This is a genomic window from Salinispora sp. CH2A1_6 (assembly GCF_056820975.1).
On the sequence record NZ_JBXEDG010000001.1, the window covers coordinates 164,560 to 178,316 of the forward strand.

Consider the following 13,757-nt stretch of genomic DNA (forward strand, 5'->3'; position numbering starts at 1 on the left):
GCGGGGAGGTAGCGATGGGCGGATCTGACTGGCTCAGCGTCTCGATGCCCTATGTCCAACCGGACGCGACTCATGCTGGAGACGTGTGGGCCGCCGACGCTGCGGGGCAGGGCCGAAGCGGGACACAGCGAATACTCGCGGTCGGTGAGGTGGTGCCGGTCGCTGAGGTGGCTGCGGCGCTACGAGTGGCACCGGGCGACCCGGTGACCGTCCGAAGGCGGTTGATGCTGCTGGACGACGAGCCGGTGGAACTAACGGACTCGTATTATCCGGTCGCCATCGCCCGCGGTACCGCTCTCGCCGAACAACGGAAGATCCGCGGTGGGGCCGTCCGACTCCTCGCCGAGGTGGGCTATCGTCCCAGACGGGTACGAGAGGATGTCTACACGCGCCTGCCGGAGCCAGCTGAGCGGCGCCTGCTTGGCCTGGCCGATCATGAGTGGGCGCTGGGCCTCACCCGGGTGTTGAGCACGCAGGACGACGTTCCGGTCGAGGTCAGCGTCATGACGATGGTGCCGTGGGGTCGACGCCTCCGGTACGAGCTGGCGATCGACTGACGGAGCGGAGCAGCGGACATGGCGAGTGGATCCGACAGCCGCCCCCGTCATGAGCAGGTCGCGGCCGACCTGCGAGCCCGCATCATGTCCGGCGAGCTGCCGCCGGGGTCAGCGCTGCCGTCGATCCCGACGCTCGTGCAGCAGTACTCCGCTGCCACCGCGACAGTCCAGCGTGCCCTCGGTGCGCTGAAGGCGGAGGGCGCTGTTTACAGCGAGGTGGGAAAGGGCGTCTACGTCCGACCGAGGCGACCGCTGGTGGTGGAGGCGTCGGCTTACCTCGCTCCCACCTCCGACGGGTACGCCTACCGGCTCCGCTCGGTGGCAGAGGTGGTGCCGCCAGCCGAGGTGGCGCGGGAACTGGGGATCGGTGCGGCCGAACGAGCGGTCCTGCGGCATCGGCTGCTCATGTGTGGTGAGGAGCCGGTCGAGCTGTCCTGGTCGTACTACCCGGCGGCCATCGCCAGCGGTACGGAGCTCGCCGAGCGGCGCAAGATTCCGGGTGGCGCCCCGCGGGCCCTGGCGGATCTGGGGTACCCGCAGCGGCAGACGCGGGACCGGGTCAGCGCGCGGATGCCCACGACGGAGGAGGTCGAAGCGCTCGACCTGCCGCCGTATGTTCCAGTGCTCCGCCAGCTACGGGTGATCCGATCGGGCGACGACAGACCGGTCGAGGTGTCGATCCTCGTCAAGGGCAGCCACCGGCACGAGCTGCACTACGACCAGCGGGGGTAGTCCCGGACTCGATTCCGGGCGCATCGTGGGCGGAAATCGGTCGGTGGTGCGCCGGAGTTTCGGTAGTTTCGGCCCGTGTCCAGCATTGAACTCCGGCGACCCGTCCTCGACCGCCTGAGTTGACCCTTCGTGTCCGGCGGATCGATCCGCCGGACACCCTGGTCGTCGATCCGCTCCCCCGAGATTGGCGTACCTTTCATGAACCTTGAGGAGTTGCTGGCGGACCGGCTGGCACCGGCGTTCTCGGTGGTGGCCGGGGCGCCGGTCGACCCGGTTCTGCGGCGGTCGCAGCACGCCGACTACCAGTGCGACGCGGCCCTCTCCCTGGCGCGTCGGCTTGGTCGCCGGCCCCGGGACATCGCGGCCGAGGTGCTGGGCCGGGTGGAGTTGGCGGACCTCTGCTCGGCGGTGGCGGTGTCCGGTCCCGGTTTCCTCAACCTGACGGTCGCCGACTCGGCGCTCGGCACGCTGCTGTCGACCGCGGCCGCCGACACCCGGCTCGGGGTCGCGCCCAGCGCCGCGACGGAGACGGTGGTGGTCGACTATTCGTCCCCGAACGTGGCCAAGGAGATGCACGTCGGGCACCTGCGGGGGACCGTGATCGGTGACGCCACCGTACGGCTGCTCGAATGGCGCGGGCATCACGTGATCAAGGCCAACCACCTGGGTGACTGGGGCACTCCGTTCGGGATGCTCATCGAGCACCTGCTCGACCTGGGTGAGTCGGAGGCTGCCGACGAGTTGTCCGTCGGGGACCTGGACTCGTTCTACAAGGCGGCCCGGGCCAAGTTCGACGCCGACGCCGACGACGCGTTCCGGGCGCGGGCCCGGCGGCGGGTGGTCGCCCTGCAGCGGGGCGACGAGCTGACGCTGCGGTTGTGGCGGCTGCTCGTCGCCGAGTCGGAGAAGTACTTCCTCACCGTCTACGACCAGCTCGGCGTCCTCCTGACCGAGCGGGACTTCCGCGGGGAGAGCTACTACAACGACCGGCTCGCCCCGGTGACCGACGAGCTGGACCGGCTCGGCCTGCTGCAGGAGAGCGGCGACGCCGCCTGCGTCTTTCCGACCGGCTTCACCGGCCGCGACGGGCAGCCGTTACCGATCATTGTGCGGAAGCGGGACGGCGGCTACGGCTACGGCGCCACCGACCTCGCGGCGATCCGCCACCGCACCCAGGACCTCGGCGCGACCCGGTTGCTCTACGTCGTCGGCCTGCCGCAGCGTCAGCACTTCGATCTGGTGTACGCGGTCGCGCGGCAGGCCGGCTGGCTGAGCCCACCGGCGCGCGCCGAGCATCTCGGCTTCGGCTCGATCCTCGGCTCGGACGGCAGGATGCTGCGCAGCCGGACCGGTGACTCGGTCAAACTTGTCGGGCTGCTCGACGAGGCCGTGACCGGGCCGCCGAGTTGGCCCGGCAGAAGAACCCCGACCTCTCCGCGACGGAGGTCGCTGACGTCGCCCGCGCGGTCGGCATCGGTGCCATCAAGTACGCCGACCTGTCCACCGACCGGAACAAGGACTACGTCTTCGACTGGCAGCGGATGCTCTCCCTGGACGGCAACACCGCCCCGTACCTGCAGTACGCCCACGCCCGGATCCGGTCCATCTTCCGTCGGGCCGGGATCGAGCGGTTCAGCCCCGCCCCGATCACGGTGGGGCACCCGGCCGAGCACGCCCTCGCCCTCGAACTGGCGGGTTTCGGAGCAGTGGTGGCCAGCGTCGAGCAGACCCTGCGGTTCCACCGGCTCGCCGGCTACCTGCACACCCTCGCCACCACCTTCAGCGGCTTCTACGAAGCCTGCCCGGTGCTGCGGGCCGAGGACGCGGTGCGGGACAGTCGGCTGGCCCTCTGCGACCTCACCGCCCGGGTCCTCCGGCAGGGCCTGTACCTACTCGGCATCGCCACCCCCGACCGGATGTAGCACCCGGGCGTGCCGGCCCCGCCCCCGGATCGCGTGGTCGGCGGCCTCCCGGCCGGGGGCGGCCCGGCCGGGAGCGCCGCGCCCGGGTACCGGAGAATAGGGCCGTGACGACGATCCCGAACGTGCTCGCCAACCGGTACGCCTCCCCCGAGCTGGTCACCCTCTGGTCCCCGGAGGAGAAGATCCGGATGGAGCGGCGGCTCTGGCTGGCCGTGCTCAGCGCCCAGCGGGATCTCGGCGTGGACGTGCCGGACGGGGTGGTCGAGGCATACCAGCGGGTGCTTGACCAGGTCGACCTGGCCTCGATCGCGCAGCGGGAGCGGGTCACCCGACACGACGTGAAGGCGCGGATCGAGGAGTTCAGCGCGCTCGCCGGGCACGAGCACGTGCACAAGGGCATGACCTCCCGGGACCTGACCGAGAATGTCGAGCAGCTGCAGGTGCGGGCCTCCCTGGAGCTGATCCGGGACCGGGTGGTCGCCACCCTGGCCCGGCTGTCCCAGCTCGCCGTCGAGCACTCCGGCCTGGTGTTGACCGGGCGTTCGCACAACGTGGCCGCGCAGGCCACCACGTTGGGCAAGCGATTCGCCTCGGTGGCGGAGGAGCTGTTGATCGCGTACGAGCGGCTGGACGGCCTGATCGGGCGGTACCCGCTGCGGGGGATCAAGGGTCCGGTCGGCACCGCCGCGGACCAGCTCGACCTGCTCGACGGGGACGCCGACAAGGTGGCCGAGTTGGAGCGTCGGGTGGCGGAGCACCTTGGGTTCGGGCGGGTGCTGGACAGCGTCGGGCAGGTCTACCCGCGTTCGCTCGACTTCGACGTGCTCTCGGCGTTGGCCCAGGTGGCGGCCGGGCCGTCGTCGTTGGCCACCACGATCCGGTTGATGGTCGGCCAGGAGTTGGCCACCGAGGGCTTCCGGCCGGGCCAGGTCGGGTCCAGCGCGATGCCGCACAAGATGAACACCCGGTCGTCGGAGCGGGTGAACGGCTTCGCGGTGATCATTCGTGGTTACCTGTCCATGGTCGGTGAGCTCGCCGGCGACCAGTGGAACGAGGGGGATGTCTCCTGCTCGGTGGTGCGTCGGGTGGCGCTGCCGGACGCCTTCTTCGCCGCCGATGGGCTGTTCCAGACGTTCCTCACCGTGCTGGACGAGTTCGGTGCGTACCCGGCCGTGGTCAACCGGGAGTTGGAGCGTTTCCTACCGTTCCTGGCCACCACCAAGATTCTGGTCGCGGCGGTACGGCGGGGCGTCGGCCGGGAGGTCGCCCACGAGGTGATCAAGGAGCACGCGGTGGCGGTCGCACTGGCGATGCGGGAGAAGGGCGCCACCGAGAACGACCTCTTCGACCGGCTCGGCGCCGACGGCCGGCTGAACCTGACCCGCGCCGACATCGCTGACCTGGTGGCCGACCGTACGGTCTTCGTCGGTGCCGCTCCCGCCCAGGTCCAGGCGGTGGTGCAGCGAGTCGCGGCGGTTCTCGACCGCCACCCTGGCGCCGCCGGGTACAGCCCGCCGCCGATCCTCTGATCGCCGCCGTCCTGGCCCCGGCGTCCTCGGCCACCGGCGTCGGTCCTCGCGGGTCGGGACGCGGTGGGTCAGGGTTCGGGGGTGGGGGTCTCGGCCGCGCTCCGCAGGTCGGGGGCGGTGGCCGGCTCGCCGATACCGCTGGGCTCGGGCGTGATCGTCGGCTCGTGTGCGGTCTCCGCCGCCACCAGGGGCTGGTCGGCGGGCATGACGTCGGGGACCCGGGGCACCACGATCACCGCCGTGCCGTAGGCGCAGATCTCCATCCACATCTCGCCGCAGTCCCGACTGTCGAACCGCATCCCGATCACCGCGTTAGCGCCGAGCCGGCGGGCCTCCTCGCCGAGGCGGGCCACCGAGTCGGCCCGCCAGCGGGTGAGGTTGTCCGGCGCCATCGGGTCGTACGCGCCGCCCCGGAGGTTCTTCACGCCCTCGCGGTACGGGTTACGGGTCCTGGCCATCGAGGAGACCACCTCGCCGAGGATCTGGCGGACGTCATAGCCGGGTAGTTGATCCGTCGTCACGACCAGCACGCTTCTGATGCTGTCAGCCGGCGCTGGGGTCGAACGTGGGCCTTGTTCACCTGATCGGATGGTGAAAAACAACGCAGCGCGGACGGTTGGCGCTTGCGCGGTCACCTGCGTCGTGGAGGCGTTAACTGTCAGACACCGGAAATCGAGATGATCCAGGAACGGTTCTTCGCGGCACTGCCGCCGGATCCGCAGTCCGACGCCGCTGGCGACGCGGACCTGCTGGTTGATGGGACTCCGGAGCCGGTTTCCCGGATATGCATTGAAGAGGCTAGATTGATTTGGGTATGTCGCCCGGTGGTGGACCCCTTCCCTACGCGATAGCTGGCAACGAAATCGCATCGGGAGTACAACGGAAAGGCATCGGTCTTGGTGCTCGGCCTTAACCACGCCGGAGATGGCCCAAACCGCGTGCGGCCGGTGCGGCCCGCGGGATATCTGCCAGGTAGGCTGGCTCCGCTCGCCCCTAGTGGGTCGGCACCCAACTGCGTACACAGTCAGGAGTGCCCAGTGCCTCGCGTCGTCGTCGACGTCATGCTCAAACCTGAGATCCTCGATCCGCAGGGACAGGCCGTCGCTAACGCGCTGCCCCGGCTCGGCGTCACCGACGTCGCCTCGGTCCGGATCGGCCGACGGATCGAGATCGAGTTCACCGGGGAGCCAGATCTGAACCAGACCCGGGAAATCGCCGACAAGCTGCTCGCCAACCCGGTCATCGAGGATTTCACCATCCGTCTGGCCGAGGATGGCGAGACCGTGGACGCCCAACCGTGACCGCCCGAGTAGGCGTGGTCACGTTCCCCGGTTCGCTCGACGACGGGGACGCCGCTCGGGCTGTCCGGATCGCCGGCGCCGAGCCGGTCCGCCTCTGGCACGCCGACCCGCAGCTGCACGGGGTGGATGCTGTCGTCCTGCCCGGCGGCTTCTCGTACGGCGACTATCTGCGCTGCGGCGCCATCGCCCGGTTCGCCGGTGTGATGGAGACGATCGTGGACGCCGCCCGAGCGGGTCTGCCGGTGCTCGGTATCTGCAACGGCTTCCAGATCCTCTGCGAGGCCCACCTGCTGCCCGGTGCGCTGACCCGAAACCAGCACCTGCACTTCCGTAACCGGGACCAGGTCCTGCGCATCGAGTCGGCCGGGACCGCCTGGACCAACGCGTTCCAGCCCGGCCAGGAGGTGCTGATTCCGGTCAAGAACGGCGAGGGCTGCTACGTCGCGGACGCCGCGACGCTGGACCAGCTCGAAGCCGAGGGTCGGGTGGTCGCCCGCTACGTGGGCAACCCGAACGGGTCCCAGCGGGACATCGCCGCGATCACCAACTCCGCCGGAAACGTCGTCGGCATCATGCCGCACCCGGAGCACGCGGTGGAGGAGCTCACCGGCCCCTCCCTGGACGGCCTCGGCTTCTTCACCTCGGCGCTCAAGCACCTGGTGGAGACCGCGGCGTGACCGCAGGCGCCATCATCGGTCGGCTTACCCGCCCGACGGGCGGCCCGCTGCGTAACAAGGAGAGGCCATGACCACGCAGGACCCGGCCCGGGACACTTCAGCGGCCGCAGCAGCCGGACCGACGGCTGCGCTGGACCGAGGCGCCGACGTTATCGGCTGGGCCGGGGGCGTGGACACCGTCCCCCATGCCGGCGACAGCCCGGACGAGCTTCAGCCCTACGCCGACCTCGGTCTCCGGGACGACGAGTACCAGCGGATCCGGCAGGTGCTTGGCCGACGGCCCACCCAGTCCGAGCTGGCCATGTACTCGATCATGTGGAGTGAGCACTGCTCCTACAAGTCGAGCAAGGTGCACCTCCGCCAGTTCGGGGAGAAGGCCCCGGCCAGCGACCGGCTACTCGCCGGTATCGGGGAGAACGCGGGTGTGGTTCGGGTCTCCGACGAGCTCGCGGTGACCTTCAAGGTCGAGTCGCACAACCACCCGAGCTTCGTCGAGCCCTACCAGGGGGCGGCGACCGGGGTCGGCGGCATCGTCCGGGACATCCTCGCCATGGGTGCGCGTCCGGTTGCGGTGATGGACCCGCTGCGCTTCGGCGCGGCCGACCACCCCGACACCGCTCGTGTGCTACCCGGCGTGGTCGCCGGGGTCGGCGGCTACGGCAACCGCCTCGGTCTGCCGAACATCGGCGGCGAGGTCGTCTTCGACCCCTGCTATCAGGGCAACCCACTGGTCAACGCTCTCTGCGTCGGGGTGCTGCCGATCGACCGACTTCAGAACAAGGCCGCCGCCGGCGACGGAAACGTCGTGGTGCTGATGGGCGCCAAGACCGGCCGGGACGGCATCGGCGGCGTGTCGGTGCTGGCCAGCGCCACCTTCGATGAGGGCAGCGAGCAGCGCCGCCCCTCCGTGCAGGTGGGTGACCCGTTCATCGAGAAGCTGCTCATCGAGGCCTGCCTGGAGCTCTACGACGAGCAACTCGTCGTCGGCATCCAGGACCTCGGCGGCGCCGGGCTGACCTGCGCCCTCGCCGAGACCGCCGCCGCCGCGGGTACCGGGATGCGGGTCTGGCTCGAACGGGTTCCGCTGCGGGAAGCCTCGATGGAGCCGCACGAGATTCTCGCCAGCGAGTCCCAGGAGCGGATGCTGCTGGTGGTCGAACCGGAGAAGCTGGAGGCGGTACTCAAGACCGCCGAGAAGTGGGGCGTGCTCGCCACCGCGATCGGCGAGGTCACCCCGCGCGGTGCGGACGGGGAGCCGGGCCGCCTGGTCGTAACCTGGCGAGACCATCTGGTCGTTGACGTCCCGCCGGGTTCGTTGGCAGACGACGGTCCGGTATACAACCGGCCGATGCGGGAGCCGGCCGACCTGATCCTGCTTCAGGCCGACCGGGCGGAGACCCTGCCCCGGCCGAGTGATCCGGAGGCCCTGCGGCAGACGGTCCTGCGGATGATCGCCTCGCCGAACCTCGCGGACAAGACCTGGGTCACCGAGCAGTACGACCGGTACGTTCTCGGCAACACCGTGCTCGCCCAGCCCGAGGACTCGGGTGTGATCCGGATCGACGAGCGTAGTGGTATCGGCATCGCGCTCTCCGTTGACGGCAACAGCCGGTACGCGCGCCTCGACCCGTACCACGGTGCCAAGCTCGCGTTGGCTGAGGCGTACCGGAACGTGGCGGTCAGCGGCGCGAAGCCGATCGCCGTCACCGACTGCCTCAACTTCGGCTCGCCGGAGGACCCGGGCGTGATGTGGCAGTTCGCCGAGGCCGTCCGGGGCATCGCCGACGGCTGCGGTGAGCTGGGCATCCCGGTGACCGGCGGTAACGTCAGCTTCTACAACCAGACTGGTGCGGCAGCCATTCATCCGACCCCGGTGGTGGGCGTTCTCGGTGTGCTGGACGACGTGGCCGACCGGGTCCCGATGGGCTTTGTCCCGCGGGATGACGGTCACGACCAGATCTACCTGCTCGGTGAGACGCACGTGGAGTTGTCCGGCTCGGAGTGGGCGTGGGCTACCCACGAACACCTCGGCGGCGTACCTCCTCGGGTGGACCTCGACCGCGAGCGGTCGATCGCCGACCTGATGGCGGTGGCAGCCCGGGGTGGGCACCTCAGCTCCGCGCACGACCTCTCCGACGGCGGTCTGGCGCAGGTTCTGGTCGAGTCCTGCCTGCGCCGGGGCGTTGGTGCCCGGGTCACCCTGCCGGAGCGGTTCACCCACGGCTCGATGCCGTTCGTCTTCCTGTTCAGCGAGTCCGCTGGCCGGGTGTTGGTCTCGGTGCCGCGCGGGCACGAGAAGGCGTTCACCGGGCTGGCCGCCGAGCAGGGCGTGCCGTGCGAGCTGATCGGCGTCACCGATCCAGCAGGTGGTGCACTGGAACTGCACGGGCAGTTCCAGCTCAGCCTGGCGGAGCTGCGTGCGGCGCACAGTGCGACCCTGCCCCGCCTCTTCGGCGGAGCGGAACTCGTCACCCCGCCGGTCGGACAGCAGGCCGAAGAGTCGGCCGCGACCGCAGCGCCGACTGCGCCGGTTGAGGAACCGGCCGTGACCGCTGCACCGGTCGAGATGGCGACGCCCGCCAGCGTCGAGTCGGAGCCGGGGGGACCGAGCGAATCGGCGTGACCACCGCCGCACCGGCCCCAACCGGTTCCGGCACCCGATCCGAGTAGGGAAGATCCGGCCCGGCTGATCTCAGCCGGGCCGGATCTGCTGCCGGAGGATCAGCGCAAACCCCAGGACAGACGGTTGAGGGCCACCCGAAGTCGGGTGGCCCTCAACCGTCTGTTGTCAGTCGTCCAGCCAGTCCAGCCGGCGACCACCCCGGTCCGGCGGGGGAGCGTCGGACCGGGCCCGACCGGCCTGCGTCGGGTCCCCGTAGCCACCACCGTAGCCGCCCTGGCCGTAGCCGCTGTGCTGCGCGGGTGGCTCCTGGCCGTAGCCGCTGTGCTGTGCGGGTGCTTCCTGGCCGTAGCCGCTGTGTTGTGCGGGTGGCTCCTGGCTGTAGCCGTCGTAGCCGCCGCGTTGGGTTGGCAGGTCCTGGCCGTAGCCGCTGTGCTGCGCGGGTGGCTCCTGGCTGTAGCCGTCGTAGCCGCCGCGTTGGGTTGGCAGGTCCTGGCCGTAGCCGCTGTGCTGCGCGGGTGCTTCCTGGCCGTAGCCGCCGTAGCCGCCGCCCTGTTGGTCGTAGCCGTAGCCCGCGTAGCCGCCCTGTTGGTCGTAGCCCGGGGCCGGCTCGGCACCGTGTCCGTACGCGGGTTCGGCCTGGCCGTAGCCGGCGTCCTGCTGGTACCTCCCGGTGGGGTATGGGTCGGCCGGGGCCGGGTACTGCGTGACGCCCGCTTGGTAGCGGCCGGTCGCTTCGTCGTACCGCTCCTCGTGACCGTAGGACCCGCCGGAGGTGGGGGGGTAGCCGGTTCCGGCCGGCGAGGACATGCCGTAGTCGTTGGCGCCGTAACCACCGCCGGAGGCGGGAGATGCGGCGCCGTAGCCGCCGTCGGCCGGCCCGCTGACACCGAAGTCCCCGGTGCCGTAGCCGCCTGGCTTGTCGCCGTAGCCGCTGTCGGCCCAGGTGGACTGGCCGGCGGCCGCACCGTAGGGCTGCGGTGGAGCGCCGTAGGGGTCCGGTGGGACGTCGTTAACCACCGGGCTGTGCATCATTGTGGGCGCCTCGGCGAGGGACGGGTCCCCGCCGACCATCGTCGGCGTCGCCGCGGTCGGATTCACGATCCGCGTCTGGTCGTCGGCGCCACCGTAGCCACCGCCGGCGACCGGGACGGTACCTGTGGCCGCGCCGGAGGGGTGGACGCCCGCCTCGTCCTCGTCGTCGCTCTCCTTGCGGCGCAGCCAGAGCAGCACCATGGTGCCGACGCCGGCTGCCACGAGGAGGCCACCGAGCAGGATGATCAGCAGTGAGCCGGTGCCGCCGGAGTCCTCGTCGCTGGCGTCCGCGACGGGGGCATCAACGATGGCTTCGACCGGCTCCTCGGTTACCTCCTCCACCCCGACGGTCGGTGCGGGCTCGACACTCGAAGACGGGGTGGGGCTCGGGGTCGGCTCCTCCTCGATCTTGAGCGAGATTCGCTGGCCAGAGACGCTCTGCCCGGCGGAGGCATTCAGTGTCTTGGTGGCGTTGGTGCCGTCGATGCTCGCGCCGATGGCGAGTTGGCCGGGGGCGATCGGGTTCTGGGTGCTGCCGGTGAACCGGAAATTTCCGCCGTTGTCGGTGATGGTGTCGAATCTGTTGTTCTGGGAGTCCTTGAGGATGACCTGGGCTCCCGGTACCGCGCTGCCGGTGCTCTGGTTGACCACCTCGCCGGAGACCGATTTCACCGTCTGCACCTGGGGGGCGGCCGTGGTCGGGCTGGGCTGCGGCTGCGGCTCCGGCTTGCCCACCAGGGTGACCTTGGTGGTCCCGCTATGATCATCGCCGTCGGTTTCGTCGGCGGTGACAGTGATTGTCGCCTTTCCGTCGGCGGCGTCGTCCGCCAGTCGGAAGGTGGCCTCGAAGTTCGCGCTTGCATCGACGTTGCCATGGCTGCAACCGCTGACGCAGCCGAGCTTGCCGTTGTCGGATGACACCGCCACATTGACGGTCGTGCCTTCCGAGACCTCGACCGAGAAGCGGACCGTCGTGCTCCCGCCCGCCTCGACCCGGCTCGGTGAGGCCGAGACATTGCTGACTTTGGCGGCGGCGGAGGCCGGGGTGGCGGGGACGGTGAGTAGGGCGCCGAAGAGCAACGCCACGACCACGCCGGCCCGCTGCTTCCAGGCACGTCGGTGTGTTGACACGTCCACCGCCTTCCACTGGAGTCCCACGTGGCCGGCGGTCGCCGGGCCGGGATCATCACGGTACGAATACGCCGTGGGCTACTATGCCTTGTCCAGTCGGATCGGCGCGACCCAGGGCCGGTGTGAGAGCATCCGCGCGTGCGCCGTATCGTCCCGCTGTGCCCCCTTCGTACGCTAGGACGCCTGCCGTCGCGGCAGCGCTGTCGGCGCTCGACGCGGGGTATGCCCCCGATCGTCCGGTGCTCCGGGCGGCGGTCCGTGCCCTGTTGACCCTGCTCGCGGAGCGGGTACCCGGTCGGTCGGTGGAGGTGCGGGTCCCGCCCTACGGCGCGGTGCAGTGTGTCCCGGGTCCCCGGCACACCCGCGGCACCCCCGCGAACGTGGTCGAGACCGACCCGGAGACCTGGTTGCGGGTCGCGACCGGGCGGGTCCCCTGGGCGGAAGCGGTTGCCGAGGGTCGCGTACGGGTCAGTGGGGTGCGGTCGGACCTAGCCGCTCACCTGCCGCTTTAGCAGGTGGCAGCGGGCTGGGCGTTACAGGATGCAGTGATTTCGTGACTTTCTGTGTAGGTGGGGGTTCGCGTACACTGTCAGCGACGACAAGCGGTCCCGGCCGAGGAGCGAATCCCGTGATTCGCCTGGCCAGTCCAGCAAGAGGGAGCGGCAGGTGCCCCGAGGCGATGGCCGGTTGAGCCACGACCTTGACCCCCAGCGTCCCGGCCCCCAGGACGCCTGCGGCGTCTTCGGTGTCTGGGCGCCCGGCGAAGAGGTCGCCAACCTGACCTATTTCGGGCTGTACGCGTTACAGCACCGGGGGCAGGAGGCGGCTGGCATCGCAGTCAGTGACGGCACGGGCGTGGTGGTCTACAAAGACCTTGGCCTGGTGGCCCAGGTCTTCGACGAGCCAACCCTGGCCAGTCTGCGCGGGCATGTGGCGGTCGGCCACGCGCGTTACTCGACCACCGGCGCTTCCACCTGGGAGAACGCCCAACCGACCATCCGCTCCACCGCCTCCGGCACGACGATCGCCCTGGCCCACAATGGCAACCTGGTCAACACGGCCGAGCTGCAGCGGGAGGCCGGCGAGCGGGCCATGGCCGGTGACGGGGCCACCAACGACACCTCGCTGGTGACCGCGCTGCTGGCCAGCCGGCCCGACCTCTCGGTGGAGGCCGCCGCGCTGGAGGTGTTGCCGCAGCTACGGGGGGCGTTCAGCTTCGTCTTCATGGACGAGTCAACGCTCTACGCGGCCCGCGATCAGCACGGGGTCCGTCCGCTGGTGCTGGGCCGGCTGGAGCGCGGTTGGGTAGTGGCTAGTGAGACGGCCGCGCTCGATATCGTTGGTGCCAGTGTGGTCCGCGAGGTCGAGCCGGGTGAGTTGATCGCCATCGACGAGGATGGGCTGCGCTCTGCCCGCTTCGCCGCCCCGGAGCCGAAGGGCTGCCTCTTCGAATACGTCTACATCGCCCGTCCAGACGCCACGATCGCCGGCCGGAACGTACACGCGGCTCGGGTGCAGATCGGTCGACAGCTGGCGCGGGAGCACCCGGTAGCGGCCGATCTGGTGATCCCCGTGCCCGAATCGGGCACCCCCGCCGCGATCGGCTACGCGGCAGAGTCCGGCATTACCTTCGGGGCCGGTCTGATGAAGAATCCGTACGTCGGGCGCACCTTCATCCAGCCGTCGCAGACGCTGCGGCAGCTCGGTATTCGGCTCAAGCTCAACCCGCTGCGGGAGAACGTACGGGGTAAGCGGCTGGTCGTTGTGGACGACTCCATCGTCCGCGGCAACACCCAACGGGCCATTGTGCGGATGCTGCGCGAGGCCGGCGCGTTGGAGGTGCACGTTCGGATCTCCTCACCGCCGGTCGCCTGGCCGTGCTTCTACGGCATCGACTTCGCGACCCGCGCCGAGCTGCTCGCCAATGGTCTGGATAACGAGGGCGTCCGGCGGTCGATCGGCGCCGACACGCTCGGTTACGTGTCGCTCAGCGGTTTGATCGCGGCCACCGAGCAACCGAAGAGCCGGCTCTGCCGTGCGTGCTTCGACGGCGACTATCCAATCGAACTGCCCGCTGACAGCTTGATCGGCAAGCACGTGCTCGAGGGGGTTGGTCGGCGGGTCGCCGCCGAGTCCGCCGAACCGCACGTCACTCCGTTCGTCGCCGCCCAGAGCGGTTATGACGCGTTCAGCTCGGCGCGGGTGCCGCGCCCCGACCCGGAAGAGCCGAAAAACCACATCCGGTAGCACCGC

Annotated in this window: 10 protein-coding genes and 1 pseudogene; 9 read left to right on the forward strand and 2 right to left on the reverse strand. The window is 70.2% G+C overall.

What is annotated here, in order from left to right; all coding sequences use genetic code 11:
- The first annotated feature begins 14 nt into the window (after positions 1-14).
- The 4 genes and pseudogenes from AC1UKG_RS00825 (at position 15) to purB (ending at position 4,740) form a co-directional block, all read left to right on the forward strand.
- Positions 15-557, forward strand: coding sequence for a UTRA domain-containing protein (locus tag AC1UKG_RS00825; RefSeq protein WP_018737930.1), 543 nt, complete (start codon positions 15-17; stop codon positions 555-557).
- Positions 558-575: 18 nt separating this feature from the next.
- A complete protein-coding gene (locus AC1UKG_RS00830; protein WP_482642784.1) occupies positions 576-1,289 on the forward strand; it encodes a GntR family transcriptional regulator in 714 nt (237 codons plus the stop codon).
- A gap of 198 nt (positions 1,290-1,487) precedes the next feature.
- Positions 1,488-3,211 (forward strand): annotated as a pseudogene (gene argS / locus AC1UKG_RS00835) (arginine--tRNA ligase).
- Positions 3,212-3,315: 104 nt separating this feature from the next.
- Complete coding sequence (gene purB, locus AC1UKG_RS00840) at positions 3,316-4,740, forward strand: adenylosuccinate lyase (protein WP_482642783.1); 1,425 nt, start codon at positions 3,316-3,318, stop codon at positions 4,738-4,740.
- 68 nt (positions 4,741-4,808) lie between these two features.
- On the opposite strand, the gene AC1UKG_RS00845 is transcribed toward purB, so the two are convergent.
- Entirely contained in the window at positions 4,809-5,375 is a 567-nt protein-coding gene (locus tag AC1UKG_RS00845) for a YbjQ family protein (protein WP_026271293.1), read from the reverse strand.
- A gap of 402 nt (positions 5,376-5,777) precedes the next feature.
- On the opposite strand from AC1UKG_RS00845, the gene purS reads away from it, so the two are divergent.
- The 3 genes from purS (at position 5,778) to purL (ending at position 9,341) form a co-directional block, all read left to right on the forward strand.
- Positions 5,778-6,041, forward strand: a complete 264-nt coding sequence (purS, locus tag AC1UKG_RS00850) for a phosphoribosylformylglycinamidine synthase subunit PurS (RefSeq protein WP_018254791.1) — start codon at positions 5,778-5,780, stop codon at positions 6,039-6,041.
- Entirely contained in the window at positions 6,038-6,718 is a 681-nt protein-coding gene (purQ, locus tag AC1UKG_RS00855) for a phosphoribosylformylglycinamidine synthase subunit PurQ (RefSeq protein WP_018730830.1), read from the forward strand. The genes purS and purQ overlap by 4 nt, the downstream gene beginning before the upstream one ends.
- Positions 6,719-6,785: 67 nt before the next feature.
- A complete protein-coding gene (gene purL, locus AC1UKG_RS00860) occupies positions 6,786-9,341 on the forward strand; it encodes a phosphoribosylformylglycinamidine synthase subunit PurL (protein ID WP_482642782.1) in 2,556 nt (851 codons plus the stop codon).
- Positions 9,342-9,506: 165 nt separating this feature from the next.
- On the opposite strand, the gene AC1UKG_RS00865 is transcribed toward purL, so the two are convergent.
- On the reverse strand, positions 9,507-11,531 hold the full coding sequence (locus AC1UKG_RS00865; protein ID WP_475890150.1) for a hypothetical protein: 2,025 nt from the start codon (positions 11,529-11,531) through the stop codon (positions 9,507-9,509).
- Between the two features lie 131 nt (positions 11,532-11,662).
- Here AC1UKG_RS00865 and AC1UKG_RS00870 point away from each other — a divergent pair, with 131 nt between their 5' ends.
- Entirely contained in the window at positions 11,663-12,016 is a 354-nt protein-coding gene (locus AC1UKG_RS00870) for a sterol carrier family protein (protein WP_482642781.1), read from the forward strand.
- 154 nt (positions 12,017-12,170) lie between these two features.
- On the forward strand, positions 12,171-13,751 hold the full coding sequence (purF, locus tag AC1UKG_RS00875; protein ID WP_018813876.1) for an amidophosphoribosyltransferase: 1,581 nt from the start codon (positions 12,171-12,173) through the stop codon (positions 13,749-13,751).
- The last annotated feature ends 6 nt before the right edge of the window (positions 13,752-13,757 follow it).